This is a genomic window from Nodosilinea sp. AN01ver1, from assembly GCF_050565655.1.
GTDB lineage: Bacteria > Cyanobacteriota > Cyanobacteriia > Phormidesmidales > Phormidesmidaceae > Nodosilinea.
Genome location: NZ_JBNXVS010000045.1, coordinates 26,049 through 51,831, shown reverse-complemented (window position 1 = coordinate 51,831; position 25,783 = coordinate 26,049). Strand labels below are relative to the sequence as shown.

At 56.3% G+C, this 25,783-nt stretch carries 31 protein-coding genes; 8 read left to right on the top strand and 23 right to left on the bottom strand.

Translation table 11 applies throughout. The annotated features are described in order from the left end of the window. Both ACQ4N7_RS24815 and ACQ4N7_RS24810 read left to right on the top strand, forming a co-directional pair. Nucleotides 1–423 (top strand): hypothetical protein (locus ACQ4N7_RS24815; RefSeq protein ID WP_430714126.1); only part of this gene is annotated, 423 nt, incomplete at its 5' end. Next, nucleotides 416–613: a hypothetical protein gene (locus ACQ4N7_RS24810; RefSeq protein ID WP_430714125.1), complete on the top strand. Its 198-nt coding sequence runs from the start codon at nt 416–418 to the stop codon at nt 611–613. The genes ACQ4N7_RS24815 and ACQ4N7_RS24810, both read left to right, overlap by 8 nt. Before the next feature lie 236 nt (nt 614–849). Here the strand turns inward: ACQ4N7_RS24810 and ACQ4N7_RS24805 are convergent, their stop codons facing one another. The 12 genes from ACQ4N7_RS24805 to ACQ4N7_RS24750 form a co-directional block, all read right to left on the bottom strand. Continuing rightward, nucleotides 850–1,545, bottom strand: a complete 696-nt coding sequence (locus tag ACQ4N7_RS24805; protein WP_430714124.1) for a hypothetical protein — start codon at nt 1,543–1,545, stop codon at nt 850–852. 28 nt (nt 1,546–1,573) lie between these two features. Then, the gene (locus tag ACQ4N7_RS24800; protein WP_430714123.1) at nt 1,574–2,197 is read right to left on the bottom strand and encodes an FHA domain-containing protein; all 624 of its coding nucleotides are present in this window, start codon (nt 2,195–2,197) and stop codon (nt 1,574–1,576) included. Next, a complete protein-coding gene (locus tag ACQ4N7_RS24795) occupies nt 2,197–2,598 on the bottom strand; it encodes a hypothetical protein (RefSeq protein ID WP_430714122.1) in 402 nt (133 codons plus the stop codon). The genes ACQ4N7_RS24800 and ACQ4N7_RS24795 overlap by 1 nt, the downstream gene beginning before the upstream one ends. After that, entirely contained in the window at nt 2,595–3,821 is a 1,227-nt protein-coding gene (locus ACQ4N7_RS24790; RefSeq protein WP_430714121.1) for a hypothetical protein, read from the bottom strand. Before ACQ4N7_RS24790 ends, ACQ4N7_RS24795 begins: the two co-directional genes overlap by 4 nt. Then, nucleotides 3,802–4,272, bottom strand: a complete 471-nt coding sequence (locus tag ACQ4N7_RS24785; protein WP_430714120.1) for a hypothetical protein — start codon at nt 4,270–4,272, stop codon at nt 3,802–3,804. Before ACQ4N7_RS24785 ends, ACQ4N7_RS24790 begins: the two co-directional genes overlap by 20 nt. Then, entirely contained in the window at nt 4,272–4,628 is a 357-nt protein-coding gene (locus ACQ4N7_RS24780) for a hypothetical protein (RefSeq protein WP_430714119.1), read from the bottom strand. The genes ACQ4N7_RS24785 and ACQ4N7_RS24780 overlap by 1 nt, the downstream gene beginning before the upstream one ends. After that, nucleotides 4,555–4,809 (bottom strand): hypothetical protein, encoded by a 255-nt coding sequence (locus ACQ4N7_RS24775; protein WP_430714118.1) that lies wholly within the window; start codon nt 4,807–4,809, stop codon nt 4,555–4,557. Before ACQ4N7_RS24775 ends, ACQ4N7_RS24780 begins: the two co-directional genes overlap by 74 nt. Further along, nucleotides 4,809–5,486: a hypothetical protein gene (locus tag ACQ4N7_RS24770; protein WP_430714117.1), complete on the bottom strand. Its 678-nt coding sequence runs from the start codon at nt 5,484–5,486 to the stop codon at nt 4,809–4,811. Before ACQ4N7_RS24770 ends, ACQ4N7_RS24775 begins: the two co-directional genes overlap by 1 nt. 16 nt (nt 5,487–5,502) lie before the next feature. Then, the gene (locus ACQ4N7_RS24765) at nt 5,503–5,934 is read right to left on the bottom strand and encodes a hypothetical protein (protein ID WP_430714116.1); all 432 of its coding nucleotides are present in this window, start codon (nt 5,932–5,934) and stop codon (nt 5,503–5,505) included. Between the two features lie 391 nt (nt 5,935–6,325). Beyond that, nucleotides 6,326–7,903: a hypothetical protein gene (locus tag ACQ4N7_RS24760; protein WP_430714115.1), complete on the bottom strand. Its 1,578-nt coding sequence runs from the start codon at nt 7,901–7,903 to the stop codon at nt 6,326–6,328. Between the two features lie 3 nt (nt 7,904–7,906). Beyond that, a complete protein-coding gene (locus ACQ4N7_RS24755; RefSeq protein WP_430714114.1) occupies nt 7,907–9,118 on the bottom strand; it encodes a hypothetical protein in 1,212 nt (403 codons plus the stop codon). Between the two features lie 1,407 nt (nt 9,119–10,525). Then, the gene (locus ACQ4N7_RS24750) at nt 10,526–10,828 is read right to left on the bottom strand and encodes a hypothetical protein (RefSeq protein ID WP_430714113.1); all 303 of its coding nucleotides are present in this window, start codon (nt 10,826–10,828) and stop codon (nt 10,526–10,528) included. A 326-nt stretch (nt 10,829–11,154) separates the two neighbouring features. On the opposite strand from ACQ4N7_RS24750, the gene ACQ4N7_RS24745 reads away from it, so the two are divergent. Beyond that, a complete protein-coding gene (locus ACQ4N7_RS24745; RefSeq protein WP_430714112.1) occupies nt 11,155–11,610 on the top strand; it encodes a hypothetical protein in 456 nt (151 codons plus the stop codon). A 32-nt stretch (nt 11,611–11,642) separates the two neighbouring features. Here ACQ4N7_RS24745 and ACQ4N7_RS24740 read toward each other — a convergent pair whose 3' ends face one another. Next, nucleotides 11,643–12,071 (bottom strand): VOC family protein, encoded by a 429-nt coding sequence (locus tag ACQ4N7_RS24740; RefSeq protein ID WP_430714111.1) that lies wholly within the window; start codon nt 12,069–12,071, stop codon nt 11,643–11,645. Between the two features lie 64 nt (nt 12,072–12,135). Between ACQ4N7_RS24740 and nagA the strand changes: the two genes are divergently transcribed. Continuing rightward, nucleotides 12,136–13,320 (top strand): N-acetylglucosamine-6-phosphate deacetylase, encoded by a 1,185-nt coding sequence (gene nagA, locus ACQ4N7_RS24735; protein ID WP_430714110.1) that lies wholly within the window; start codon nt 12,136–12,138, stop codon nt 13,318–13,320. Here the strand turns inward: nagA and ACQ4N7_RS24730 are convergent. Further along, complete coding sequence (locus ACQ4N7_RS24730; RefSeq protein ID WP_430714109.1) at nt 13,317–13,613, bottom strand: hypothetical protein; 297 nt, start codon at nt 13,611–13,613, stop codon at nt 13,317–13,319. The two genes, nagA and ACQ4N7_RS24730, sit on opposite strands and share 4 nt — an antisense overlap. Nucleotides 13,614–13,745: 132 nt before the next feature. After that, nucleotides 13,746–14,135, bottom strand: a complete 390-nt coding sequence (locus tag ACQ4N7_RS24725; RefSeq protein ID WP_430714108.1) for a response regulator — start codon at nt 14,133–14,135, stop codon at nt 13,746–13,748. A 378-nt stretch (nt 14,136–14,513) separates the two neighbouring features. Here ACQ4N7_RS24725 and ACQ4N7_RS24720 point away from each other — a divergent pair, with 378 nt between their 5' ends. Both ACQ4N7_RS24720 and nadA read left to right on the top strand, forming a co-directional pair. Beyond that, on the top strand, nt 14,514–15,263 hold the full coding sequence (locus ACQ4N7_RS24720) for a response regulator transcription factor (RefSeq protein WP_430714107.1): 750 nt from the start codon (nt 14,514–14,516) through the stop codon (nt 15,261–15,263). A gap of 208 nt (nt 15,264–15,471) precedes the next feature. After that, nucleotides 15,472–16,431 carry a quinolinate synthase NadA gene (nadA, locus tag ACQ4N7_RS24715; RefSeq protein ID WP_430714106.1) on the top strand — a complete coding sequence of 320 codons (960 nt, stop codon included), beginning with the start codon at nt 15,472–15,474 and terminating at the stop codon, nt 16,429–16,431. A 4-nt stretch (nt 16,432–16,435) separates the two neighbouring features. On the opposite strand, the gene ACQ4N7_RS24710 is transcribed toward nadA, so the two are convergent. The 6 genes from ACQ4N7_RS24710 to ACQ4N7_RS24685 all read right to left on the bottom strand — a co-directional run bounded on the left by ACQ4N7_RS24710 (nt 16,436) and on the right by ACQ4N7_RS24685 (nt 21,428). Then, nucleotides 16,436–16,924 (bottom strand): TerB family tellurite resistance protein, encoded by a 489-nt coding sequence (locus ACQ4N7_RS24710; RefSeq protein WP_430714105.1) that lies wholly within the window; start codon nt 16,922–16,924, stop codon nt 16,436–16,438. 117 nt (nt 16,925–17,041) lie between these two features. Next, nucleotides 17,042–17,725, bottom strand: coding sequence for a Crp/Fnr family transcriptional regulator (locus ACQ4N7_RS24705; RefSeq protein WP_430714128.1), 684 nt, complete (start codon nt 17,723–17,725; stop codon nt 17,042–17,044). A 99-nt stretch (nt 17,726–17,824) separates the two neighbouring features. Beyond that, nucleotides 17,825–18,721 carry a 3'(2'),5'-bisphosphate nucleotidase CysQ family protein gene (locus ACQ4N7_RS24700; protein ID WP_430714104.1) on the bottom strand — a complete coding sequence of 299 codons (897 nt, stop codon included), beginning with the start codon at nt 18,719–18,721 and terminating at the stop codon, nt 17,825–17,827. 214 nt (nt 18,722–18,935) lie between these two features. Continuing rightward, on the bottom strand, nt 18,936–19,286 hold the full coding sequence (locus tag ACQ4N7_RS24695; protein WP_017299886.1) for a DUF1257 domain-containing protein: 351 nt from the start codon (nt 19,284–19,286) through the stop codon (nt 18,936–18,938). Nucleotides 19,287–19,423: 137 nt separating this feature from the next. After that, complete coding sequence (locus ACQ4N7_RS24690) at nt 19,424–20,956, bottom strand: stress-responsive protein Ycf46 (protein ID WP_430714103.1); 1,533 nt, start codon at nt 20,954–20,956, stop codon at nt 19,424–19,426. Nucleotides 20,957–21,068: 112 nt separating this feature from the next. Further along, nucleotides 21,069–21,428: a hypothetical protein gene (locus ACQ4N7_RS24685; RefSeq protein WP_430714102.1), complete on the bottom strand. Its 360-nt coding sequence runs from the start codon at nt 21,426–21,428 to the stop codon at nt 21,069–21,071. Nucleotides 21,429–21,919: 491 nt separating this feature from the next. Here ACQ4N7_RS24685 and ACQ4N7_RS24680 point away from each other — a divergent pair, with 491 nt between their 5' ends. After that, nucleotides 21,920–22,297 carry a tetratricopeptide repeat protein gene (locus ACQ4N7_RS24680; protein ID WP_430714101.1) on the top strand — a complete coding sequence of 126 codons (378 nt, stop codon included), beginning with the start codon at nt 21,920–21,922 and terminating at the stop codon, nt 22,295–22,297. A gap of 88 nt (nt 22,298–22,385) precedes the next feature. Then, nucleotides 22,386–24,596, top strand: coding sequence for a DNA helicase RecQ (gene recQ / locus ACQ4N7_RS24675; protein ID WP_430714100.1), 2,211 nt, complete (start codon nt 22,386–22,388; stop codon nt 24,594–24,596). Nucleotides 24,597–24,688: 92 nt separating this feature from the next. Here recQ and ACQ4N7_RS24670 read toward each other — a convergent pair whose 3' ends face one another. Further along, complete coding sequence (locus tag ACQ4N7_RS24670) at nt 24,689–25,135, bottom strand: Mini-ribonuclease 3 (protein ID WP_430714099.1); 447 nt, start codon at nt 25,133–25,135, stop codon at nt 24,689–24,691. 37 nt (nt 25,136–25,172) lie between these two features. Then, nucleotides 25,173–25,550 carry an STAS domain-containing protein gene (locus ACQ4N7_RS24665; RefSeq protein WP_194022849.1) on the bottom strand — a complete coding sequence of 126 codons (378 nt, stop codon included), beginning with the start codon at nt 25,548–25,550 and terminating at the stop codon, nt 25,173–25,175. Between the last annotated feature and the right edge of the window lie 233 nt (nt 25,551–25,783).

The following is a 25,783-nucleotide window of genomic DNA, read 5'->3' as shown; positions in this document are numbered from 1 at the left end:
TCACTCATAACCGCGATCCTGAACCCGCTATGGCGTCTCGGAAACAGCATGAGCAGCGCACCTATCGAATCGAGTTCAAAATACACACGTACTGCTATGGCGCTGATTAGTTTTGTCAGTCAACCAGATTTCAGACTGGATGCAATTTTGGCCGATCCACTAGGCACCATCGGCCTAATTATTTGGAATGGAGTGTTGGCCGTTCTACTCGCCTTTGGAGATGAGATTCTATTCAGGCTTAGAGACCGGATCGCGATCGGGGCACAGAAAAACCAGCAGCTGGCCAAGATTCGCGCCATCCAGCTCGACGCTCACGATACGTTATTGAACCACTACAAAACCAGGGCGATGGAACAGGCCGAAGCTGCTGGCCAAAATTTGACCGTCGCCTTTGACTGGTTAGAGGGGGGCAACAATGTTTAGGGCCTACCTACAGTCTTTCCTTCAGACCCCACAACGGCTCTGGGCCTACTCAAAGCACCACCCCTATGAGTCGATCGGCTACGGGTCGGTGCTGCTATTCCTGGCCCTGGCCGCCAAGGTCGTCATCGTGGCCGCTGCCGGGGTGGCGATCGTCGGTGGCATCTACTGGATGTTTCACGAACCGCGCTAAACCCATCACTTTCAAAACTACTGAGGTAAACCCATGACAACCGAAAACCAATCAGAAGGCCGTCGCAGTGCCGTTGAGAGAAACAATGAGCTTCGCGCCAGCTGGGCCAGGCGCGAAGCCTACTGGGATACTCCCGAATCTAAGGAAAGAGCGAAAGCTGCCCAGGAACGAATGAGATTCCCTGGAGACGACGAATAAGATCGCTACCAAGCCCTCATCCACACCTGAGGGCTTTTTTAGTAGAGATGCACCTCATCCAACGTGTAAATAACGCTGCGATACTCCCACCCCTGGGCCAACTGCCAATCACTTTGAAAGCCCTTGGTGTTGTGGGTTCCAAAGAAATGGCCCCTAGCTTTGTAGCTACCAGGTGGAATCTGAAATGTGATCGGCGTGCCGACAGCACCATAAGGTGGTGAGTTGTCGCGGCTGTACGGTGTGCACTCTTTGCAGGCTGGCATTTTTAGCTCTACACGTTCGCCAGTGTCCTTAGTCAAGATGATAGTGAGCCTATCAGGAGAACCGTTGATAAAGGTCACTGCCGAGGCCGTTCCACCCACCTCCTGGTAAGCATCTGGTGGCGGAAAATTAGCCAAATTTCGCTCATCCACCTGACCAAAACCCGTGCCCTCACCAGAATTCCCTAGCGCCGTGAATTGAGGCAGTTGAGTGTAGCCATTAGTCGAAACGCTCAAAAAAGTGGAAGTGAGAAAGAAAATCCCTAATGCTGTCGCTGCGTGTTGGGATTGAAGATTGATTGGCTGTGCCCTAGTGCGAACGGGGGCGCTAATGAAGGAGTACTTGTCACGTTTTACTCTCTGCCGCTTAAGGGTTTCGCTCCGTGCCCATAGCCAAAAGCCGCCAATCAAAATTACTACCCAAAAGACTGCCATCGCCCCTCCAGTGCTCTTTTTAGAGTCTTCCCAGAGCACTGCACTGATTTCGTACAAAACCCTGACTTCATCCAAACAAAACAGAGATGAGCCATACCACCAGCGCGGCCAGCCCGCCGAACACCAGCAGCCGATAGAGACGATCGGCAATACTGGTGCCACTCATCAACCATTCAAACGCCAGATAAAGAGAGTCCCACTGGGTTTTGGGCTGGTGGGGCAGCGGCGCTGGTGCTGGCGCTGGTGCTGGCGGTGCCGGTGGGGTCGTCTCTATCGGTGTGGTGCTGGCCACTGTCGGCGGCCCCAGCTCATGCTCTGGCACCGTGTCTTGGGCATTCTCTACCACCTGAATTCTGGCCCGTGGCCCCAGGTCGATGCGGTCTCCTATCGTTATGGGCTGAGGCCGCTTGGGCGGTGCAACCCGCTTGCCGTTGAGATAGGTGCCGTTTTCGCTGCCCAGGTCGCTAATCGACCAACAATCGTTGGCGTAGGAGTAGCTGATCACCGCATGGCGAGCGCTGATCGTGCGCAGGTTGAGCGTGAGCTGAGCCGTGGGGCTGCGGCCTAAAATCCACTCGCCCGTATTGTGATCGGGGGCTTGCAACTCGTAATCCAGCTTCTCCCAAACAGGATCACCAAACCCCTCTACAAAGTGGAGGGTGAGCCGGTGAGTAGTGGGCTGCTCAGGCATTAGAACTTCACGGGTATTCGGTGCTCAGTCGCTATCTGCTGCCACCCTGACGCGGCCACATGGCCCGGTAGATTCAAAGTCTTGCAGTGGTCATAGGTCGCTTGTAGCGCCTCAGCATTGGCCACCAGCGCCGCCATCTTCAGATCTTCCCGCCAGGTCGCCGGTAGAGTCTCTGACCACGTTCTAAACGATTCTGACTGAAGCAGGGCCAGGCGGAAGGCGGGCCAGTCGGGGGGCAGCAGCTCCGGCTCGGCCTGGGGCGGCTCGTAGGGCTCCCAGTCGCCCGCGTCGTAGGCCGCTTGCAGCGCGTCTTGAGTCGCCTGGCTATTTGGAAACTGAGAGGCAAAATCGGGTTGCCCATCAACCACATCAAAGATGCAGCCCCTAACAGAGATTTTCATGCCCGTATCCGTCTGTATAAAGCTATTAACCCGCCTCTCCTGATTAACCCTGCCGATCCTTGCCTTAGTGCTCTCATAGCTGATCCTGGCAAATCCCCAGCGGCATGGATCGAAGGTGCCACAAGCATTGATACATACGTGTTTACAGCATTCGTTGTCAGCCCCGCCAAAGTTCTGCTGTCAAAGATTAAGCCACCATTTAAGCCGTAAAACTCCCAGTAATCACTCCCTGATTGTGGCTCACTTGCTAAAGCACAATTGAGTCTATGACCTAACAACTTATATGCAAAACCCATAGGGTTGCCGTACGTGCCCGTCGTGGCAGATATTTGCGTTGCCCAATCAAAAAGCGTGACAAATTCAGTCGCGGGCTTCTCCCAGTAGGTGCCGTCCCACTGCCAGGTTTCGACAATTAGCCCCGTTACGCTACGCTCGCGCCAGGTTTGCCCAACCGTGGGAGCTATCGGCTCTACCTGTTGGTCATAGGTAAAACCAAAGGGCACGGTAGGTCGCCCCGACAGGTCGGTGTAGGCTCCGCTGGTGGCCACCGACGACAGCCCTTCGATGGTATTTGCTGGCTGCGTGCCCGTGTGGTTGGCCCTAGACCGGTTAGCCGTATCCCTGGCGTTGAGCTGAGTTGTGGTCTCAAAGCTGGCAATAGCAGATGCCTCAAGCTTGGCATTCAGCGCCGTCTGTAGCCCCGTAACCGTGCTAATGGCCTGAGCCCCAGTGTGGTTGGCCCTGGCCCGATTGGCGGTGTCTCTGGCGTCGAGCTGGGCATTCGTCTCGAATGCAGCGATATCGCCAGCTTCCAGCTTTTGATCTAGCGCGGCCTGGGTAGAGCTGGCTAGTTGACCTAAAGCAGCCTCGGTAGCCGTAGACAGGGGTTTGTCAATATCTGAGGTATTGTCCGCTTGGCCTAACCCCACATCGGCCTTTGCCAGCAACACCTCGCCCGTTTTGCCTGCTACCGACTGCACTGGGGCCGCCGCCGCCGCCTCGCTAGCGAAATTGGCGATCGTGCTGGTGGTTTGGGTGCCTGTGTGGTTGGCGCGGGCACGGTTAGCCGTATCGCGGTCATTGAGCTGTGCCGTGGTCTCGGTGGCCACCAGAGCCTGGTCGATGCCCTGAAAGTTGGCGTTAACCTTCGAGAACGCTGTTCTAGGCGGATCGCCCGTGCCGTCGTTGGCCTCGGTGCCAACATTAATCAAAGTTGAGGACATCGGTTATATCGACCGTCGTATCTTCACGGTCTGCATAGGGAATGGTGTCGTTGTCGGCGGCCAGTATGGGGGGCGTCTCGGCCCTGACCAGGTGCTCAATCTCGATTAAGTAAGACGGCTCTGGGTTTCGGCCCCGAAAATTGCGATAGACGCACTTCTTAACCTCTGGCCACCACTGCACCCCACCGCCGCGCAGCTCTCGGGGGATTTCGGCATCAATAACCAAGGTCTCAGCTCTGGGGTAGATTCGCCTGGCCTTGGTGTAGACGGGTAGCCCGTCCTGAGTAGTGCGAAACCTGACCAGGGCGTAACTCTTGAAGATCACCCCCACCCCAAGATTCTTAGGCGTTACGCGAAACACGGCGGCCCCGGTGCTGTTGGGCGTGGCCCCGGTATAGGATCGCCACGCTTTGAGCTTAGGGGCCAACGTGCCCAGGGTCTGCCACGGCATTAGCGACCGACCCGAAACGTGCCCAGGTTGCGCTCTTTGGGGTCGCCAGGCCTATAGACCACCTGCACCGGGAAGGAGAAGGGGATACCGCCAGGCCGCCCCGGAATGACCCGGTAATCGGTCGGGTTGAGGCTGGGCAGCTTCGCCTCTTTGCGGGCCGCCTGAATCGACTCCAGGGCAGCCCCAAAACCTTTCAGTTTTCGTACAAAAAGGGGAAAGCAGTCGCTAGGGTCTGCCTCTGGCTCTGGGGCGGCTGCCGTGGCCTCTGGGGCTGCCTCAGCCTCAGAAGATGACGCCTTCGAGCGCGTCGTCGTGGGCGTCGATTTCGTCTTGTCGCTCGTCGAGCTCTCCGTCATTGCAATACTCCAGCCAAGTTTGGCGATCTACAGCTTCCATCAGGCCCAGGGAACCGGCCCGGCAAATTAGATAGGTCTCCCCATTGGTACGCTCGGCTTCTTTCCGCCAAGTGGGAACGGGCGGAATCTCGGCCAAGGCCAGCGAAAACTCAAGCGTACCGGGGAGGATGAGACCAGTCATTACGGTGCTACAGGGGCTCCATACTCGACAAACTCGGTGCGGTCGATGTTGTAGCCAGCAGCGATCGCCGCCTCTTCTGCATCGGTGGCGAAGTAGGTCGAGAACACGCCGCCGTTATCCTCAATCGAACAACGGCCTGGCTTAGTGCGGCTGCCGGTGACCAGAGCAGAGCGTTCTAATGTCGTGGTAATCTGTGCCGCCGATTGCAGGCCCAGAGTAGCCCCGGCCCGGTCGAAGTCTACCCGGCTCAACGGGAAGGCATAGAGAGCACCGTTGCTCAACTCCGCAATGGCCGTGATCGACCGTTTGCCGTCTACGTTGGCGGTCAGGCGAACGCCGCGAGCAGGTTTGGCCAGCGACCAACCACCAGCCGACGCGGCGGCCAGCTTGTTATAGGCCACATAGGTGCTGGTGCTGCTGGGCTGGCTGATGGGGGCGGTCGGGTCGCGCTTGACCACGCGGGCGGGCTTGGGAGAGTTGGCCCCGGTCACCATGATTCGGTTGGCCCCAGCGTCGGCCTCAACCGCCGTCATGTGGCCCAGCTGGGTTTTGATGTCTGCCAGGCTGATACCAGTTCGAGCCGCCAAATCTACAGTCTTCCAGCCGTAGTAAAAGATGGTGTTGAGGGGAACGAAGGTGAGAACGTCACGCAATGAGCCGCGAGTATATTCAGGCATTGAAGGAGTCTCCTAATCAGAGTAAGTAGGGGTCAGCGCCGTAACTGACAACGCCTGTGGCTGCATCTAAATTAAAGAGGCAGGGCAGACTAAATGAGCCTTGATAAAGGCCCGTGTCGCTGTTGTAGGTGCCGGTAACATAGTTTCTAGAGCTGGGGTTTTTGGTGGGGTCACGCTCCAGGTTTTGAATAAACATCAACACCTCTAGGGCGTACTTTTCAGGGCTATTGCCCTTAAACGTGCCACCCGTGCCTACCTGAAAACCCGCTCCCACTAGATAGGAGTTAACGCTTAGGGTTAAATTCCCGCTCCCATCGATTATCTGAGAAACAGAAAATTGATAGGTGCCATTAAATAACCGTGCCTGTTGGTCGTGACCAGACAGTACGTTTGTTACCTGCCCTGGGTTAGTAACTTCAGACAATTGTTTGAGGGCAATAAAGCTCAATATCTCGTGAGCCTGCCCCTCAGCAGTTGTCGATTTGATAGTGCCACCCGTGCCAGGTACAACAGACGCCATAGAAGCCCTAGAAACCGCTTACACCAAGCACTCTAGCCTATCCCTTGAATCTGTCAACAGGTGTATTTACGCAGATGGTTATACTCGAAAGTACGATAGAACATGAATTGATAGTCGTCATTGCACAGGGCTAAATGAGAGCCGTAAAAATTTATGGAATTGTTACTGTATCCTCGATTGAGCACTAGATCTAGACGCGCAATTAAGCGCAGAAAAACACGATTTGGCCGCCCAGTAGAATATAGACCCTACGGCAATTTGGTTAGGCGACTCTCCCAAGAAACCGGGCAGACTCCAGAGTGGGTTTTAGACCAATTAGCTAGGGAGAGGCAGTATCTGCTGAGTCAGCCCGCCGGAGCAGCTCTCTGACTCGATCCTCAAAATCTGGTGGCTGAACCGATCGCCAAAGGTCAAACCGGGCACGTTTGTCGATGAAATTGCCGTTCCGACTAGGCTTACCCCGGTCTAAATAAAGCGTTCTCTGGCGATTAATGATGCTGACATGACCGGGGTAGACCCTAGTAACATCCTTGAACATGCTTGGATTTACAAGGCGTTCTGCCTCCTTTTTCTCTTCAGTGACTGAGAGAGTTTTAATTTCAGCACTACTGAGGGAGAGGAATGCTCGTAAACGGTCTTCAGCCTCGTCTGGGGTACCGCCGTAAACTTTGAGGGTGCAACCATTATCGAGGCGAGCAGATGCCCTAAAGCGGCCCCATAGATAGCCGTTAGGCCCGCCGCAAACTTGCCTTAGCCGATCCCAATCGAGCTTGGCCCGATCTATATCGGCAATGGTTACAACCACTTCTACTAGGCGTTTGTCACCTCGCCGTGAATAGGGGGGAGTCTTCAGGCTGTAGAGCTTGAATTGCAGCCTCAGACCGTCTAGGGGGCGTGCCCTGATGTATTCGTCCAGCGGCTGCCCAATGACCTGCCCAACGTCTCGATCTTCGATCATCTGGTGGGTAGTGAGCACCGTAGTCAGCTGAGCCCTAACGTCGCTCTCTGGCCCTGCCAACACAAACTTTTCGGCCTCATTGACCCGGTTGGGGGTAACCTCAACCACGCGCTGTGCTTCCCGGTTGAGGGTCTGGGCCAGCTTCTGCTGAGCGTAATACCCTTCGATTGAGTTGGAAACCACGTAACCGGCCTCAATGCAGGCGTCGATCGCCTCTTCGATCAGCTCTTCGGTGAAGTTTTGCCAGAACTGGCTAGGAATTTTCTCGATTTTCTCCTCTACGGCCTGGGCAAAGCTCCAGCTGGGGGCATTGGCCTCGCCCCAGGTTTCGCGTACCTTCTGAGCATTTGACCCAAAGAGCAACCCGCCAATGGGGTTTTTGGGGTCTTTTAGCCACCGTCTGGCCCCCTTGTAGAGCCACCCTGCCGACTGGCGGGCCAGGTTTCGCAGGGAGAGCCGCAGCACGTAGGCCACCTCAAAGGTCAGCTCTTCGAAAGCCTCTTCTGATACCTCTTTCAGCACGTAGCTGGCCAGGCGCTCGTCGAAGGCAAACAGCGAGCTGGCGGGCACCACACCACAGGCAAAGAAACCGATCGCGTTGCCAGCGGTGCCGCCCAAAATGCCGCCGTAGGCCTGCCAGCGACTTTTCGCCTGCTGGTCAATGCGATCGTCGGGAATGTTCCAATCGAAGTAGTACAGCTCGATGGCTGCACTGGTGAACATCGACCAGAGGTTGGTTAGCGAGAAAATCAGCGTGGGAATTTGGGCCAGAGCCGCGCCGATCAGAAAGCCTTTCAGGTTGCCCCAGGTCACAAAATTAGCGATCTGTCGCCCGGCTTGAGTAATTCGTTCTAGAAACCCTTTGGCCCCGGCCCTGGCCCCAACCTGCAGCCGTGTTGTGCGGCTGTAGAGCTGCCCCACCGTCAATGTGAACGCCATACGCTATTTTTTATCCTCAGTTCCTGGGCTGCGATCCTTGATTTTGGGGCCTTCCTCGGGGGGGCGTCCGTAGGGGTTGACTTCGCCGGTGAAGGCCTTAAAGCCTTCCTCTACCTGCTTGAGGTAGGCTTCCCAGTCGCTCTTATTTCCGTCACCGGCGGCGGCCTGGTCGAGGAAGTCACCCTGGCCGCGCACGTTCTGCCGAAGCTGGGTTTTGAGATCACCTTTGGGGTCAACCCGTCGCCAGTAGACGGCGCGAATAATGGCGGCTGCCTGTAGCAGCTCGGCCAGAATCGCTTTTATATCGGTGTTGTCGGTGTTTTGAAAGCCTTTGACTTTGGCCACTGATTCGTTCAGCAAACCGTCTGACAAGTCTTTGCCTGGGCTGTAGGTCAGGGGCATATCGACGGCGCTGGGGCGGCTCTCGTAGCCCAGAAAATCGGCGTTAGCTTGGGCAATCTGGTTGGCCAGGTGTGCCTGCTGGGTGGCAGACCCGGCCTGCACCATAGCGCGGCTACTGGTGTTGAGGATTTGGGCGGCGGTGACCTGCTGGCTCACCAGCATGCCCACCACTTCGGCCATAGCCTCAGCTACGTTGGGCATCCCTACGGTGGTTGTGCCTGCGGGGGTGGGAATGGGGATACCGACTGGCCATTTACCGAGCACCCCGTCAAGCTGCTGCACTTGCCAGAGGTGAAGCTCAGCCAGCGAGCCGATCTGAATTTGGCCGGGGTTGTCTTTGGCGATCTGATCGACCACTGAGGCCGGTAGACCATCGACACCGATCCCTTTTTTGATTTGCTCCAGGCGTTTGAGGATTTCTGGATCAGGTGGTGGGATGCAGCAGCTATCAGAGATGTTGGGAGTCTGTGTGACAGGGGGAGTATTCAGCTCAACATTAGGGTTGTCGCTAGGTGGCGTCCCAATTTGAGGCCCGCTAGGGGTAAGGACTGGTTGCTGACTACCAGACGGAATTTCAACCGGCGTTGAAACCAGTCCAGTGCTGTTGCTGCGATTGACCGGGGAAAGGAAGGGGGAACCGCCGCTGAAAGAGCCCGATCGCGCGGCTATGCCAATGCCCGCCCCAGCACCGATGACGATAGGGATAATCGTCGGGCTCAGGCGAGGGGGTTTCTCGGTGGGATTATCGGGGGTAGACTCTTCTGTCGGTGTCTCGTCCGTCTGGTCTGTTGAATCAGGCTCGCCCGATGGCAATGGGCTAAATCCTGGGGGCGTGTCGGTGGCCTCGCTTGGGTTAACCGGGTCTAAAGGGCTAGGTTGTTGTGGCGTTGGGGTTTGAGGCCAGGGAAGATCCGAGGGAGCGTCATCCTCCGTGGGAGGCGGGAGAGTGCGCGGCCCAGTGCCAGCAAGTTGTCTCGCCGGGTTGGGGGCTCGTGTCGGCTCCGTGCCGCCTGGTGGATTACCGCCTGTGTCGGGCTGTCCATCATGCCGCGTTACTGAAGAAATAGAGACCGTGTTTGGAGGTGCCCAAAAAGTACCTCCGACCCCGGTATATCTCCATGCCGCTGTAGATGTGGCGAAACAGCCGCCGTTAAGGTTGAATTGGGCATCGCTTCGGCTGTAAACCTCCAGTCTGCCACCGCCTGAGACAGCAATACCTCTAACACCTCCTACAGGGCCTCGGGTGTTAAAGGTTACTGTTTCTCCTTGAGAACTTTTGGCCGTGACTCGATAACAAACACCATCGCTTTGGCCGCCCAGAAAAGGCGGTGGCTCGCCTGGCGAGATGACTTGACCTGCTGCTAATGCGGCGGGGTCGAGGGCCGAGGGATCGGGTGGGTCGGGGAATGGCCAGGCCCAGTCAGGAACGCCAGCCGGTTTAGGGATATTGGATACGACTCCAGCCGCAGCTGCGGGGGCCGTAAATGGAGTGGCCAAAGCGCCAGCGATGCCCGGCATGCTCAAGTTTCGCCCGGCATCGAAAGCGCCGCCCAGAGCCGCTCCAGCATCGCCCAACGCTTGCCTAGTTGCACCAGGCAGCTGTGATGCCGTGCTCAGTGCTCCCAACGCAGGCCCAAGATTACCGCCAGCGCCTTGTGGCATTCGCACGATTGGGGGCTTGGTTGCAGGCTCTAGCGGTGGTAAAGCTGTCCAAGTCTTTGATGGAGCAAGGTTAACTGGGGCCGTAGGCACTGCCCCCCGGTTGATGGGGGTGCTTAGCGATCCGCCACCACCAGGCAATGCTGACGAGTTGAGGGGCCCAAGGTTGCTCCGTGGAGGCTGGGAGGGGGATGCTGCATTCCTCCACGTTTCCCGAATTGCTGCATCCCTCATTTGCGTGAGCTGGGCAGGGGTAACCTGCTGCCCACCAACGTTTACTGTTCGCTGCTCGTAAGGAGTGACAGGGGTTCCGGGTTGAGCGGCCTGGCGGCGCGTCTCTGCGATCGCTTCGTTGCGTAGTTGGGTCAGTTGCTCAGGGCTAACCCATTGACCATTGACATTAACAACGCGACTTTCATAGGGAACGGGAGACGATGGCGCGGGGCTGGCTCTGAAGTTATTACGAATGCGCTCGTTTAGAATGCGCTCGTATTCTGCCCGGGTGACTAGCCCCCCGTACTCAGATCCAACGTTTACTAATTCAGGCCCCATTTCTACCTTTTATGGCAAGAACTCGTCAGGGATGGGGGCAGTGGTAAAGTCTTGCGCTTCCGCCCAAAACGGGTTGGTAGACGTTCTCCAGTCATCATCTAAAACAAGACTAAGACGGAAAATCACATGCTCTTTTTTGTCGGCTGCCAACCCATCTTGAGCCGTAATAATGGGCACCAGCGGACTAGCATCACTTTCCTGATACTTTTCATTTTTGTATAGCTTGTAGAGTGCTCCATTCGCCCAAGCGGCTAATCTTTCCAAGCTGTTGACGGAAGGAGGAAGATGGGTCGCTGCATTAAACGCGCTCATAAAATAGCCCTAGAAACCTACTCGAATTCTGCCCTATTGCTGAGGGTATCAAGGCATTAATTTAGGCTACTATTTAGGCACGTTAGCACCAGCAAAGCCCGAAACCCTTACAGGGCAAATATTGCAGGGCAAGGGTCAGCGGTTTCGAATCCCCTGGGGGTATCGCAAAAGTGATAATTCAAAGCCCTGTAGCAATAGCTACAGGGCTTTAATGTTTAGGTCTACTATCCTACGAACTATTGAATGGGCAGATGACAAGCCTAGGTGCTTCCGGTAGGGTAAGGGTTATCTGAAGCGTTCAGTGCAGCCTTTTGTCAGAGAGACCTATGGCGTTTATTACCTTGTTAGCTACCGCAGTGGGGATTGTCTCTGTTCTGGGGCTGGTGATAGTGGGGCTAGTGGAAGCCCCATGGCAGGTGCTGCTGATAGGACTCCTAACCGCTCTCTACGCGCTGCAGCGGCAGATTCGGGCCAGCGAACTGGTTGCCCAAGCTAGCGAGATTGCTCCGCCCGAGGCGATCGCCACCGATGCGACTCTACCCGGTGCCCCAGCTAAGCCCGGTTCGACAGATATTTCAAAAGAAATTGCAGCATCAACCTCACACCAAGGGGCAGAGGCCGCTGTAAATGAGGCTGATAACGGCTACGAACTAACCTATCGCGGCATCCGCTACCGATCGTCTCACTCCAGTACTGCGTCCGTCGATAAATCTGAGGACGCCGCTGATACGCCCGCTCATACAATCGAGGGCATCTACCGTGGACAGCGGTGGCAGCGATAAAAGTAGCCCGGCGCTCGACTTAGGTACCGGAGCTACTCAGACTGGGCAAAAATGCTCTCGTCTTGGGCAAAGGACTTAAACTCCAGAGCATTACCGCTAGGGTCGGTAATAAAGAGGGTGGCCTGTTCTCCCACCTGACCTACAAACCGCTGGTAAGGCTCAATGAGAAATTTGACCTGGGCCTGGCGCAGGCGATCGGCTAAGGTCTGCCATTCCGCTGGGGTTAGAATTACCCCCCAATGGCTGACCGGAACCCCGTGCCCATCGACGGCGTTAGTGGGGACAGCAGATTGAGCTTCATCTACCAAATGGGCCGTAATCTGGTGACCAAATAGATTAAAGTCAGTCCAGCGATCGGAGGTGCGTCCTACGGAGCAGCCCAGAATTGTTTCGTAAAAGTGACGGGTGCTAGTCAGGTCGTACACTGGAAACGCCACATGAAAGGGACGAAGCATCACCATGTCCTCTAGGGTTACAACAGATGGGGTTACGCCAGAGCTAAATGCCAGGAGTTTTAGCCTCGCCATGAAGGCCCGCTATCCTCGCTATGCTCTCACCAACTGTACCCTCTATACCGGACATCAAGTTCTGCAAAACCATGCCCTCGTAGTAGAGCAGGCCAACATTGTTGACCTGGTGCCCGTCGCTCACCTCGACCCCAATTTACCCCGCCTAGACGGCCAGGGATGGGCAGTAGCACCCGGCTTTATCGATCTCCAGCTGAATGGCTGCGGCGGTGTGATGTTTAATGATGCCATTACCGCCGATACTCTCGACACCATGCACCGTACCAACCTGCGGAGCGGTACGACCAGCTTTTTGCCTACGCTAATTACCACCTCCGATGCGGCGATGCAGGCCGCGATCGCGATCGTGACCGAGTACCGCCGTCGCCACCCCCAGCGGGTGCTGGGCCTGCACTTAGAGGGCCCTTATCTCAACCCAAACCGCAGCGGCATTCACGACAAAACCTATGTCCGACCCGCCGACGGGGCAATGGTCAACCACCTGGCCGAGGCGGGGCCAGAGGTAGTTAAGCTGGTCACGCTAGCGCCCGAGATGGTGCCCTCAGAGTACATTCAACAGCTGGTCCAGGCGGGCATTACTGTGGCTGCTGGGCACACAGACGCCAGTTTTGAAGCCGCCCTGGCTGGCTTTGAGGCAGGCGTCAGCATGGTGACGCATCTATTTAATGCCATGTCGGCCTGGCAGGGGCGCAGCCCGGGGCTAGTGGGCGCTGTCTTTAGCCGTCCCGACATTTATGCGGGCATTATCGTAGACGGTCATCACGTTCACTACGGCTCTGTTAGCCTGGCCAGGACCATCAAGCAAGACCGCTTAATTTTGGTCAGCGATGCCACGCCGCCGGTAGGCACCAATCTAGAGTCGTTTGTTATCGGGGGCCAGCAGGTGTTTTATCGCAACGGCAAATGCGTATCAGCCGACGGCACCCTGGGCGGGGCGGCGCTAACGCTGATGGAAGCGGTGGCCAACTGCGTGCACCAGGTGGGCATTCCCCTCGCGGAATCCCTGCGGATGGCGACGCTGTATCCAGCTCGGGCGATTGGGGTAGATGACCGCCTGGGGCTGCTGGCAGCGAAGTATCAGGCCAATCTCACACTCTTTGACCCAGCTACCTTTGAGGTTAAAGGCTGCTTTGAGCAGGGCGAGTTGGCTTGGCTCGGCGCTGATGTTGAGGCATTTGGCTAGAGCCGAGGCCGGGGTAACCCAGCCACCCGCTGCTGAAGCAGCTGAGCCGCCATCATCTGACTGCGTAGGCTAATCCACAGGCTGCACTGATCGTCTGCGATCGAAACCAGCGCCCCGGCCTGCTGTTCTGAGAACTTGCAGGCTAAATGGTACAAACGAGTTCGTTTGTCGGCTTCAACGGTTAAAGCTCGATAGTACAGTTCATTGGCGTAGTGAGTACCGTCTTGCAGAGCGCCATTGAACCAAAATTTAAATACCTGAACTCGACTTTCGGGCAAAACCTTGGGCAGCATGAAGGCTCTCTCTTAACCTAATTTCAGCATACCCAGCTGGTCTGGCAAATGCTGATTCCAGGTCAGATCTGGTAGTTGTGGGTTAGAAATAGCGGCCTAAGAACTGCTCTCAAGACAGTCTTTTGAGTTCGGTTACTGGCAAATGCTGCGGGCAAAAGCCGACTCTACGAGCGATCGCAAAATCTCCATGCTGAGGGGCTGTACCAGCAGGCCGTCTACCCCCGGTGTGTCTTCGCTATAGTTCCACTGGGGACTGGCTGAATCGGTAAGCGCCACAATCGTCATATCGGGAGAGCGGCTGTACTGCCGCAGTTGATTGACCAACGGTTGCGACCAGGCTTGAAAATTGTTGCCCATCAAAATGACCAGACAGGGGGGAGTTTGGCTAGCCCGAGTCACCGCTTGCTCGGTGGAACTGGCCACAAACACAGGATATTGCAGGTTGGTCGCCAGAGAGTGAGCGTCGTCATGGTGACGACGCTCCGGATCGAGCACAAGGATATAGCCTTGGGTCAAAGTCATGATTAGAAACGACGCGGTTGATATTTATAATACCTAGGTCAAAAACCCTGTTTAACCCCCTGCATGCTGGCTCTTTTGACCTGTACATCGAGGTTTTGATGGTATTTCAGGAATTTGACTAAAATTCATTCTTTTGTTTTTTTTAGCCTCTCTAAAGGCTTTCCAAAGCTACTTCTTTTCGAAAGCAAAACTATATTTAAGTTATGCAAAGTAATGATCTATAAATAGTTAGTTGACTACCGTTAGTGACGTTTTGTCACCTTGATGGGCGCTAAAGGCCTGTAGCCGACCTCAGAGTTGGGTAACCCTAGCTACAAAACCCCCCGAAGGGCTTTGCTATGTTTAGCAAATAAAAATTGCCGTTTATGACGAAATTCAGTGGGCTCTGTATCTGTACAGATTATTGAGGGAAACCCCCATCTGCGATCGCTCCTAGGCTGGCATCTTCAGCAGGCTGGCTACAGAGTTTTTCAGTCGTCAGATATAGTTCGCACCCGCGACGTCTTTCAGCATCGTCAGCCCGACCTAGTGATTTTAGACTCGCAGTTGCCCGACGGTGATGGGGTAGAGCTGTGCAAGTGGCTACACAGCCAGGGGCAACCGCTGATCATGATTCTTTCTGCCTGCAATACCGAAACCGACATTGTGACCGGGCTGCGGGCCGGGGCCGACGACTACCTCACTAAACCCTTCGGCATGCAGGAGTTTTTAGCCCGAGTGGAGGCCTTGACCCGACGAGTGCGGCTAATGAGCGCCCCTGCATCACTGACCTACGGCGACTTAAATATCGATTTGGTGCAGCGGCGAGTCAACTTTCGCGGCGACTACATCGATCTCACGCCCCAGGAGTTTAGCCTGTTGTACGTGCTGACCCAGGCGGCGGGCGCGCCCCTCAGCCGCACTGACCTTCTGCGCCGCGCCTGGCCTGACGCGATCGACAATCCCAGAACCGTTGACACCCACATTCTTTCCCTACGCAAAAAAATTGAGGTTGACCCAAGACAGCCCAACATCATCCAAACGGTGCGCAATGTGGGCTACCGCTTCAACGTCGAGCGGGCCACCGCTGAATCTAACGGTCACAGTCCACGAGTAAGCCCTAGTCTGGCCTCTTCCTCATTGGGCTAAGTCTTATCTCAGACCCTCTATTTGATTGATAGCTATCGTTCTCAGCGCGATACCAGGCCTCCGCTCAAAGCCTGTAGGTGCCTGCTGCGCTTGGATTGCGCCTGGCATCTGCGTGCGATCGCTGGAATGCAGCAGATTGGGCTGATGGCGAGTTTTGGTGAATTGAACTATAATTCGAATTGCACTAGTCTTCGGCCTGTCTACTATCGTGTTCACCACCCTAACGCCTGCTGCCACGCTGCCAACCCACAACCTCGTTGAAGCCATTGAGACCCTCAAGCGCGAGCTCAATGCCGTTATTCTGGCCCACTATTACCAGGAGTCTGACATTCAGGATGTCGCCGACTACATTGGCGATTCGCTGGGGCTGTCTCGGCAGGCCGCGACTACCAGCGCCGACGTGATCGTCTTTGCGGGCGTGCACTTTATGGCCGAAACCGCAAAAATTCTCAACCCCGAGAAGCAGGTGCTGCTGCCCGACCTCGACGCCGGCTGTTCTCTAGCCGATAGCTGCCCCCCCGATGCCTTTGCGGCCTTTAAAGCCGCCCATCCCGACCACCTGGTGATTTCTTACATCAACTGCACAGCGGCGATTAAGGCCATGAGCGATATCATTTGCACCAGCTCCAACGCAGTCAGCATCGTGCAGCAGCTGCCCGCCGACCAAAAAATTATTTTTGCCCCCGATCGCAACCTGGGCCGCTACGTCATACAGCAAACGGGTCGAGATATGGTGCTGTGGCAGGGCAGCTGTATGGTTCACGAAACCTTTTCTGAGAAGAAGCTAGTGCAGCTGCAACGCGCTCACCCAGAGGCAGATGTTATCGCTCACCCCGAGTGTGAAGAGGCGGTGCTGCGCCATGCCCACTTTATTGGCTCGACTACAGCACTGCTTAAGCACGCTCAGCAGAGCGCAAAATCTGAATTTATTGTGGTTACAGAGCCTGGCATCATTCACCAGATGCAAAAGCAGGCTCCAGACAAGGTATTTATTCCTGCCCCGCCAGCGGCGACTTGCGCCTGCAACGAATGCCCTCACATGCGGCTCAACACGCTTGAGAAGCTCTACCTAGCGATGAAAAATCGCCAGCCCGAAATTGTCCTTAGCCCCGAGCTACAGCAGCAGGCTCTCAAACCGATTCAGCGCATGCTGGAGATGAGTGCCTGATAGCCTAATGCTCATCCACAAAGGTCTTCAGTTCTGCCGTCAGCTGCTCAATCAGGTTGTTGTTGTCGGCAGCGGGCTGGCCACTTGCTTGTTCAACCCGCTTCACCACATCGTCAGGCAGGTTGAGTAACGACACCAAACGGCTGTAGGCATCCGCTTCTTCTGCATTGATCGGGTCTTCGCCGGGGGTGCGAGCACTGGAGCTGATGACCTGGTGGCCGAGTTTGAGCACTAGCTCTCGCTCATCAGCACTGGTTAGCTTGGGCACTAGCTCTTCGAGGGGCAAGTTTTGCATCAAGTAGTCGCGCAGCTCGTCACGCAGAGCGGCCTGTTGACCAGGATTACTGGCAAACAGGTGGCTAAACTGGTCTAGCATCACGCCGACTTCTTCATCGGCGAGGTGGCCGTCGCTCCAGGCCATAGTAGACACAATGCGCAGCAGAGTCATCTGGCTGGGGCTAATGGACGGAGGAGAAGGAGGTTGTAGTGGCATAGCAGTCTCCGGGGTAGTGAACTACGTCGGGTAGCTGATGACAACCTACCACGGAGAACCGAAGGGGTTGGGTAACTTTAGCAATCTCTACAAATTTAGAGAAGCTTGGGAAAAACCTCACAGCCGCCCGGCCAGATGCGCCAGCTGACGGATGTTTTTCAGCCGCAGCACCGATCGCGCCGTATCCTCCACAATCCAGCCTTTTTCGGCCAGCTTACCCATAATCTTTTCGGCTTCGTCGGAGGTAATATCGGCCAGGTCGGCCAGATCTTTGCGAGGGATATTAAATAGCTCAACCCCATCCTCCACAGGTTCGCCGTAGGCCGTTTGAATGGCCGTTAGGGTGTTGGCTAACTTGACAGCGGGAGGCTGGTGGCGCAACTGAAACCGCAGGTTGGTCTGACGCAGTCGCTGCACCATCAGCTGCAGCAGCCGGTGGTGCAGCTGAGGATCTTTGAACAGGGTTTGAATAAACCGCTGAGCCGATATGCTCATAAGCTTGACGGCGGTCATGGCTACCACATCGGTGGAGCGAGGAGACTCGTCTAGAATGGCCATCTCGCCAAAGAAGTCGCCTTTGCCCAGTACCGCCAGGGTGATAGAGCTGTCTTCGGCGTGGCGGCGCACTTTTACCCAGCCAGCCTCAATGAAGTAAACCGCATTGCCCCAGGCATCTTCCATCACCACCGCGCGATCGGCGGGGTAGTCGTGATGGGTAGCTACAGATAGGAGCCAATCAACGGTTTCGGGACTAGCAGCCTGAAATAGGGGATACAGTTCGCTCAGCGTGTCGGCTTGCATAGAAGGCATGGTGAAAGGGTGACGCTCAGGACTGGTGGAGCCAGACTAGCGATGACAAGGTACCCTCCCATGGTACCCAGAAACCTAGAGCAGACCGAATCAGCCGCCCTCTCTTGGCAGGCCAATCGCAGCTGCAATCTGGCTGAGGGGCGACAGCAGCGCCTCCACATAGCTGGGCCAGCCTACGACAATCGGCTGCTGGTGAATCAGCGTTTGGGGAGCGACATCGGGTTCTGTAAAGCGAATGGGTCGCCCTGCCAGATCACAGCACACTAGCCCGGCCGCCTGCGCCAGGGCCAGGGGGCCGGTCGTATCCCACAGCTTGACCCGTCCGTTGAGGTAAATGTAAATGCCCGCCTGACCAGTGATGACCGCCAATACCTTGAGGCCAAAGCTGCCCAAAGAGAGGAACTCGACCCTGGGAAAACGCTGGGCGATCGCAGCACCAAACCGCCGCTCATCCTTATCGCCAATTACCATCGCCCAACCCCGCTCAGGATCAAAGGGCGGCTGCTTGGGGATCAACGGGGTCGAATGGCCACCATTCGTCTGCTCAAACAAGCCCCAGCCCGGGCCACCCCAAACCAGACGCTGCTTGACTGGAGCATAGACCCAGCCTGCCTGGGGCAATCCCGCCACCACTCTCCCCACCATTACCGCGTAGTGGTCTCCGCCCTGAATAAAGTCATCGGTGCCGTCAATAGGGTCAACAAACCATAGGGGGCGATCGCCCTCTCGCCCTCCTTGACCATCACCCTGCTGAAACTGCTCAGCGGTGGCCCGATTTTCCTCAGTCACAATACCGTCTGCCGGAAAAAGCGCCTGCATACCGGCCAGCAGCTTTTGATCTAGCAGCTGATCAACAGTCGTAACGTAGTCGTCGACTCCCTTCTCAAATACTTGAAACGACTGCTGAGACTGCTGGCTAGCATAGTCACCACAGGCAATCAGCAGCTTGTGCAGGGCCGACAAATCAGACGGGCTGATGGGGGACATACCAGGCTAAACCACGCGATCCCCAGGTTGGGGCAATCATTCTGAGCAGGCACCTTGTACCAGACACAGCTGGTATTCAAGACTAACCTCTCCGTCAGTGTAGTCTGGCTCTGTGGCAGAACACCACAAAAGCAGACATAAAAAGTGGGCAAATACAAAAAATGGGGTGGCTAGCGCGTGCTAGCCACCCCACATTAGGGAACGCGATACGGGCTTACTGAAGCACCAGCTTGACGTTGGCGTTCTGCAGGCCAGGACGCTTAACCTCAGCCAGGGTCTTGTTGACCGCGTACTTTTGGTTGATGGAGTTGATCAGCTCAGTCTGGTTGTGCTTTTTAGCCACACCCCAGAGGTCAGCAATCAGATCAAAGGAGCCATCGGCATTACGAGACCAACCCAGATCGTACTCACCATCCAGAACGGCGACAAGGTCGGCGCGCACGCGCTGGCCGTTGTAACCGCGTACATCAGCTTCGGTCTTGGTAGCAATACCCAAGTCAGCCAGAGACTGCTTGAGAATCTCAGCATCGGTCACTTTGGTGCGAAGGGTGCTGAAGTGAGACATGGTGTTTCCTCCTGTAGGGAAATTGAGAGAGACAACGAGGTTTGAGAGAGACAAACCAGATAGCCCGTGGCTAGCTGGATACTAACTGCTAGCTAAACGCTAGCCCTTCCCCCGGATACCGCCGGGAGGAAAGCCTGTTAAAACTCCATCCGCTGATATTCAGCGACGGAGGCTGCCGCCGGACGTGCGCGCTGGCGGGCCCAATCCCGCAGGGCAGTCACCTGCTCACTCATAGTCTTCGACAGCGGCAGCGTAGCTCGAATCGCCGCAATAATGTCGAGTTGAGTGAACTCACGTCCTTGGGCAAATGCTTCATACATGGCCGAAATCAGTCCTTGCTCGATTTCAGCTCCCGAAAACCCATCACAGACCTTAGTCAGCTGATCGAGGTCAAAGCGCTCAATGTCGCGACGGCGCTTTTGCAGATGGATTTGAAAAATGTCTTTGCGCTCTTCGGCGTTGGGCAGATCAACAAAGAAGATTTCGTCAAAGCGACCTTTGCGCAGAAACTCACTGGGCAGCTTCTCAACCCGGTTGGCCGTAGCCATCACAAACACCGGAGAGGTTTTCTCCTGCATCCAGGTCAAGAAGGTACCGAAGATGCGGCTAGAGGTGCCGCCGTCTGAGTCGGAGGAGCCGACCCCACCGGCAAAAGCCTTATCAATCTCATCGATAAAGAGAATGCAGGGAGAAATTGACTCAGCCGTGCGCAGCGCATTGCGCAGATTGGCCTCCGATCGCCCCACCGTGGAGCCATCGTATACGCGACCCAGATCGAGGCGCAGCAGGGGTAGCCCCCAGAGTCGAGACGTCGTCTTGGCAATCAGCGACTTGCCGCAGCCGGGTACACCCAGAATCAGCATGCCCTTGGGCTGGGGCAAACCGTATTCCCGCGCCCGCTCGGTGAATGCGTCGGAGCGCTGCTTGAGCCAGTGCTTCAGTTCTTCCAGACCACCTACAGAGTTGATGGTTTCATCAACATCCATAAACTCTAGAATGCCGTTGCGACGAATGAGCTGCTTCTTCTCTGAGAGAACAATGTCCACCTCTTCGGCGGTCAGACGCTTAGCCATCACCCGCGCCTTGCGATAGACCTTTTCAGCCTCATCACGGGTTAGACCCAGAGCGGCCTTCAGCAGCTTCTCGCGCTCTTCGGTAGAAATGCTGCTGCCGCGAGCCCGGTTCATTTCAGTCGAGAGAACTTCGTCGAGCTCCGACATATTGGGCAGTGGAAAGTCGAGGACCACCACCTCTTTCTCTAGCTCAATGGGAATCTCCTGCACGGGAGACATGAGCACGATAGTCTTTCGAGTGCCCTTGAGAGACACGATCGCATCTCGCAAACAGCGGGTGACGGCGGGAGAATCTTTGAAAGGGTGCAAATCTTTGAAGATGAAGATACCGGGTTCGCGCTGGCGAATCACCCACTCCACAGCCGCTTCAGGAGAAACCGTGTTGTTGTTTTGGGTGCCCGTACCCTGGTTGCCAAACTCAACCATTCCCCGAGTCATTGTCCAGGTGAAGAGCCGCATAGGCCCTTTAACGTCTTGCTCCCTGGAGAGATGACGAGCCACCATGGCGATGGTTTGTTCTGCCCGCTCTTCCTCAAAAGTGACCAGATAGATCAGAGGATATTGGGCTTGTACTAGTACGTTCAAATCCTCTCGCATGACCAAATCCCTTCTCAGGTTACGGGGCAGTTAAATCGCTGTCTGGACCGCTGTCTGAATACTGTCTCAGCACTGTCTAAGTGAACTACAGCCAGGCCAGCTAAATCTGTACCTAGCAAACAACCAATTCCCCTTCTTCACGGGAACCAGTGCTGGCAGCAACCTCAGGGACAACGGCAGAATTTAGTGCACTGCCCTGGGAAGCACCAACCATTTGGGTTATTTCGACCAGTTCGCCTTCTCGCATTACCACCGACGACGCACAGCTTGGGCAGCTATGAACACGATGGGTTTGACCAAAGGAAGACTCTAAACTTTCGGCCACTACGTCACTGTGAGCCAGATAAAAATCAATCGCACGCTTAGCAATGGAAGACATGGCCTCGCCCTCAACAGCAGAGCGAATCTTTAACTGACGATGCAGGTCAGGAGGTAAATACAGTGTGACCTTGGTAGCTTTTTGCTCTTCCATAGCGCTTTTCTAAATAGGGGTAACCCGGGTATGTAGACACCCTAAACGGGATATCGGCGACCGTCAAGCCAGTATGCTGTCATGACGTCATTTTTGTAACATTGCTTTACACACCGCAAGGTTTCTTCAGCTGTTCTGGTCTGTATGAATTCGTGTGCGGCTGTAGACCGCGCCAGCGCGGGGGCTGTTTTAATCAGCGTTTGGGCTGGCTTTCGCCCCGGCTGAGGCGCTAGACCTGGATACTACGGTAGCGGGATCTAGGCGGCCTTGGAGCAGACGTAAACTTATGCGACAGCCAGAGAATTCTCGTCAGGCAGACCGATTATGCTCTTGAGAATTGAGGTTAAGCGCAGCGGTGGCCCCAGCGATAAACCCAGAGACAGGTTTGACTTCGGGCCGCTCCCTGCGTTTGATCTAGAGCATTTTTGAGGGTTGGCCCTTTGAGTCAGCCAGAGGGAATGCTGTGGTTGTTCTGTTGTGATTTGCCAGCTATGAAGCCCACCGTTGCCCCAGTCACCCCCTCCGGCCTTAGCCCTCAGGCAGTTGCCCTGTCGTCTTGGCAGGATAGTTCGTTCCAGCGCTGGTACAGCGAGGGAGAAACGTTGGCCAATGCCGGGGCTTACGAGCGGGCGCTGCGCTGCTTTGAAGAAGCCGCTATTGTTTGCCCCCAGGCGGTATCGGTGCTGGTCTACCAGGCCGTGTGTCTGATCCATTTAGGGCAGCCAGAGCAGGCGCTAGCGATGACCGAGCAGGTGCTGGCGATCGCACCCGACCATCCGCAGGGCTGGCTGTTTCGGGGGGCGGCCCTGCAGCGTTTGGGGCGCTACCCAGAGGCCTACGCCTGCTACGCCCAGGTCAAGCCATCCTAAAAGCCTGCGCGACAAAGAATTCAGGAGCAATACTCGGCCTGAAGAGAGTACACTTGAACGCGTTGAAATAACTTGCTGAGCGTTGCCTATGGCTGGGGCGGCATTACCCACAGCGGCCTTTCCTTCTTTAGAAACGGCCCTAAAACATCACTTTGGCTATGACCAGTTTCGGCTAGGGCAGCGGCCCGTCATTGAGGCCGTGCTGAAGAACCAGGATGCCCTGGTGATTATGCCCACCGGCGGTGGCAAATCGCTGTGCTACCAGCTGCCAGCGCTGCTGAAACTGGGGGTGATGGTGGTGGTTTCGCCGCTAATTGCCCTGATGCAGGACCAGGTCGATAGCCTGAGCGACAACGGCGTGGCGGCTACCTGCCTGAACAGCTCCCTCGACTACGCCACCATTCGGCAGCGGGAAGCCGACCTGCTGGCGGGCCGCGTGAAGCTGCTCTACGTGTCGCCAGAGCGATTGATGAGCCCAGGCTTTTTTGGCCTGCTGGAGCAGCTGATCAAGACCGTAGGGGTCAGCGGGTTTGCGATCGACGAAGCTCACTGTGTTAGTGAGTGGGGCCACGATTTTCGCCCTGAGTACCGGCAGCTATCAGTGCTGCGGGAGCGGTTTCCGCAAATTTCGGTGATGGGGCTGACCGCCACCGCCACCGAGCGAGTGCGAGTCGATATTGCCCAACAGCTGCGGCTGCGCGACCCGCTGATTCAGGTATCGAGCTTTAACCGGCCCAACCTATTTTATGAGGTGCGCCCCAAGGGCCGTGACGGCTACCAGGAGCTGCGGCGACAGGTCAAGCAGCACCAGGGTGCGGGCATTATCTACTGCCTGAGCCGGAAGCGGGTCGACGAGCTAGCCCAAAAGCTCACCGCCGATGGTGAGTCGGTGCTGCCCTACCACGCCGGACTGAGTGATGATACGCGACGGGAGAACCAAACCCGCTTTATTCGCGACGACGTGCGGTTGATGGTGGCGACAGTGGCCTTTGGCATGGGCATCAATAAGCCCGATGTGCGCTTTGTGATTCACTACGATATTCCCCGCAATATTGAGGGCTACTACCAGGAGAGTGGCCGAGCCGGGCGCGATGGCGAACCGGCCCACTGCACCCTGTATTTGGCCTACGGCGATGTGGCGACGGCAGAATATTTAATTAGCCAGAAGCCCGATGCTGACGAGCAGCGCATTGCCCGTCAGCAGCTCAGGCAAATGGTCGACTACGCCGAAACCACGGTGTGCCGTCGCCGGGTGCAGCTGAGCTACTTTGGTGAACTCGACCTGGTGGAGGGGACGTGCCAGCAGTGCGACAACTGCTTAAACCCGCCACCGATCGAAGACTGGACGATTGAAGCGCAAAAGTTTCTCTCCTGCGTGGCCCGCTGCCAGGAGCGGTTTGGCATGGCTCACATTATTGACGTGCTGCGGGGCTCTAAAAAGCAAAAGATCGTCGATTTGCGGCACGACCAGTTGTCAACCCACGGCATTGGCAAAGACCGCTCGGTGGATGAGTGGCGACTGCTGGGGCGATCGCTGCTGCACCAGCGGCTGGTCGATGAAACGACCGACGGCTATCCGGTACTCAAGCTCAACGCTGCCAGCTGGCAGGTGCTGCGCAAGCAAATTGCGGTGCAGGTGGCCGTCCCTAAAGACTTTGCCCCCGGCCCTGCCGAAGCCTCTACGATCGAGGACACCCCAGAGGTAGCCCAGCTCTTAACGGTGCTGAAAGCCCTGCGCAAAAAGCTGGCCGATCAGCAGAGCGTGCCGCCCTACGTGGTGTTTCCGGAGTCGGCCCTGCGGCAGATGGCCCGCACCCGGCCCCAAACCCTAGAGGCTTTTGGTCAGGTGTCGGGGGTAGGCAGCCGCAAGCTAGACCAGTACGGCGAGGTGTTTACCGATGCCATTCGCCAGTTTTGTGCCGACTACGGGCTAGAGTCTGACCCAGGGGCGGCGGCCCGGCGATCGCGTCCGGTGCGAGAACGTCGGCAAGCCGTGGGCGATACCCATCGTCAGACCCTCGATTTGCACCGCCAGGGGCTGTCTCTACAGGAGATTGCCGACCAGCGCGGGCTCAAGGCCACCACCATTGCTAGCCATCTGGAGCAGCTCATCCGCCAGGGTGAAACGGTGGAGGTGGACCAGCTGGTAGATACCAACCGCCAGCGCACCATAGGCACGGTGCTGGCAGAGATGGAAAATGCGTCGCTGACGGAGATTCGCGATCGCCTCGGCTCTGCTGTCAGCTATGAAGACATTCGCCTGGTGCGCGCGGCCTGGCAGATGGAGCAGTCACCCTAGGGCGTGTCATCAATTGTGGCCAAAAGCTCGGGATATCGAGCCTTGCCACGCCCGACCCCAAAGACAAGCTAGAGCGGCTAAAGCCTGTTCGTTTACTCAGCTGCTGATAGATCTAACGCGCTCAGCAGCTCCACCAGACGGCTAGGATTGGTTAAATAAAGATAGCCCACCAGAGCTTCAAACCCGGTGGACTGCTGGTAAATTTGGCTGTCAACTCGTCGAGGCCCGCGCGACGAAGCGTTGCGCCCCCGCCGCAGCAAGTCCTGCTCGGCCTCGGTTAGCAGCGGCATGAGTTGCTGCACCTGCTGGGCCTGTCGCTCCGCCCTCACCTGGTTTACGACCTGCTGATGAAAAGCCTGAATGCGCTTGGGAGGCAGCAAAAACGTACTCCGCACAAACAGCTCGTACACGGCATCGCCAATATAGGCCAAAGCGACAGGCGAGAGTGAGTTCACCTGCTCAGGAGAAAGGGCCAGGACAGGGCTACGGGCGCTGAACTGAAGCAACCACTGCAGGCTAGCGGGAGGTTCGGCAGACATATGAGCCACCGCTGTCTACAGGAAGGGACTGCTGGGGCTACTCACTGGGCGGGTTGTCGAGGTTGGCGATCGCATCATCCACTGAGGGCTGTAGCGATAAAAACTTCTCAAGCCGCACCAGCTTGACGGTTTGGGTGACGCGGGGGTTGGTCACCACCTGGACGGTGCCGCCTTCGGTGGTAGCTTTTTTAACTAGCTGCACGAGCGCACCTAGCCCAGAGCTATCGACAAAGTCAATAGCCGCCAGGTCGAGAATGATGTTGGTTGGCCCAGCCTCTACGTACTTGGTCATTGCCTTACGAAAAGCAGGTTCCGAGAACGCATCTAGTAGGCCCGTGAGGCGGAAAAGTTGATAGGTTCCCCTGACATCGCGAGTGCCTCGTAAACTTACGGTCAGGGTTAGAGATTCAGCGATGGGAAACCTCCTCGGTGCTCCAGTTCGACGTTAAATATAGGTCAGGATATCGCGGCCTGCAAGGGGTGAAACCGTACAGGTAGACCGTCATGTTTTGAAACCCAGTTAGGTTTGAAACAGACCTATCGCCAACGCTTTACTTTAGACAGACAGCATATAGCGGTTTGGCTAAATTTTGCCAGCCGCTATAGACAAGCGCCTGGGATAGCCCAATACTCCCTGCCCTTAGAGAG

What these genes read in the sequence shown, in the direction of transcription:
- recQ (WP_430714100.1), top strand. Translation starts at nt 22,386, where the DNA reads ATGGCTGGGGCGGCATTACCCACAGCGGCCTTTCCTTCTTTAGAAACG.
- ACQ4N7_RS24810 (WP_430714125.1), top strand. Translation starts at nt 416, where the DNA reads ATGTTTAGGGCCTACCTACAGTCTTTCCTTCAGACCCCACAACGGCTC.
- ACQ4N7_RS24750 (WP_430714113.1), bottom strand. Translation starts at nt 10,828, where the DNA reads ATGAGCGCGTTTAATGCAGCGACCCATCTTCCTCCTTCCGTCAACAGC.
- ACQ4N7_RS24685 (WP_430714102.1), bottom strand. Translation starts at nt 21,428, where the DNA reads ATGGAAGAGCAAAAAGCTACCAAGGTCACACTGTATTTACCTCCTGAC.
- ACQ4N7_RS24700 (WP_430714104.1), bottom strand. Translation starts at nt 18,721, where the DNA reads ATGTCCCCCATCAGCCCGTCTGATTTGTCGGCCCTGCACAAGCTGCTG.
- ACQ4N7_RS24800 (WP_430714123.1), bottom strand. Translation starts at nt 2,197, where the DNA reads ATGCCTGAGCAGCCCACTACTCACCGGCTCACCCTCCACTTTGTAGAG.
- ACQ4N7_RS24695 (WP_017299886.1), bottom strand. Translation starts at nt 19,286, where the DNA reads ATGTCTCACTTCAGCACCCTTCGCACCAAAGTGACCGATGCTGAGATT.
- ACQ4N7_RS24670 (WP_430714099.1), bottom strand. Translation starts at nt 25,135, where the DNA reads ATGTCTGCCGAACCTCCCGCTAGCCTGCAGTGGTTGCTTCAGTTCAGC.
- ACQ4N7_RS24705 (WP_430714128.1), bottom strand. Translation starts at nt 17,725, where the DNA reads ATGCAAGCCGACACGCTGAGCGAACTGTATCCCCTATTTCAGGCTGCT.
- ACQ4N7_RS24790 (WP_430714121.1), bottom strand. Translation starts at nt 3,821, where the DNA reads ATGTCCTCAACTTTGATTAATGTTGGCACCGAGGCCAACGACGGCACG.
- nagA (WP_430714110.1), top strand. Translation starts at nt 12,136, where the DNA reads ATGAAGGCCCGCTATCCTCGCTATGCTCTCACCAACTGTACCCTCTAT.
- ACQ4N7_RS24760 (WP_430714115.1), bottom strand. Translation starts at nt 7,903, where the DNA reads ATGGCGTTCACATTGACGGTGGGGCAGCTCTACAGCCGCACAACACGG.
- ACQ4N7_RS24785 (WP_430714120.1), bottom strand. Translation starts at nt 4,272, where the DNA reads ATGCCGTGGCAGACCCTGGGCACGTTGGCCCCTAAGCTCAAAGCGTGG.
- ACQ4N7_RS24795 (WP_430714122.1), bottom strand. Translation starts at nt 2,598, where the DNA reads ATGAAAATCTCTGTTAGGGGCTGCATCTTTGATGTGGTTGATGGGCAA.
- ACQ4N7_RS24730 (WP_430714109.1), bottom strand. Translation starts at nt 13,613, where the DNA reads ATGCTGCCCAAGGTTTTGCCCGAAAGTCGAGTTCAGGTATTTAAATTT.
- ACQ4N7_RS24770 (WP_430714117.1), bottom strand. Translation starts at nt 5,486, where the DNA reads ATGCCTGAATATACTCGCGGCTCATTGCGTGACGTTCTCACCTTCGTT.
- ACQ4N7_RS24775 (WP_430714118.1), bottom strand. Translation starts at nt 4,809, where the DNA reads ATGACTGGTCTCATCCTCCCCGGTACGCTTGAGTTTTCGCTGGCCTTG.
- ACQ4N7_RS24780 (WP_430714119.1), bottom strand. Translation starts at nt 4,628, where the DNA reads ATGACGGAGAGCTCGACGAGCGACAAGACGAAATCGACGCCCACGACG.
- ACQ4N7_RS24690 (WP_430714103.1), bottom strand. Translation starts at nt 20,956, where the DNA reads ATGCGAGAGGATTTGAACGTACTAGTACAAGCCCAATATCCTCTGATC.
- ACQ4N7_RS24740 (WP_430714111.1), bottom strand. Translation starts at nt 12,071, where the DNA reads ATGGTGATGCTTCGTCCCTTTCATGTGGCGTTTCCAGTGTACGACCTG.
- ACQ4N7_RS24710 (WP_430714105.1), bottom strand. Translation starts at nt 16,924, where the DNA reads ATGCCACTACAACCTCCTTCTCCTCCGTCCATTAGCCCCAGCCAGATG.
- ACQ4N7_RS24745 (WP_430714112.1), top strand. Translation starts at nt 11,155, where the DNA reads ATGGCGTTTATTACCTTGTTAGCTACCGCAGTGGGGATTGTCTCTGTT.
- ACQ4N7_RS24680 (WP_430714101.1), top strand. Translation starts at nt 21,920, where the DNA reads ATGAAGCCCACCGTTGCCCCAGTCACCCCCTCCGGCCTTAGCCCTCAG.
- ACQ4N7_RS24725 (WP_430714108.1), bottom strand. Translation starts at nt 14,135, where the DNA reads ATGACTTTGACCCAAGGCTATATCCTTGTGCTCGATCCGGAGCGTCGT.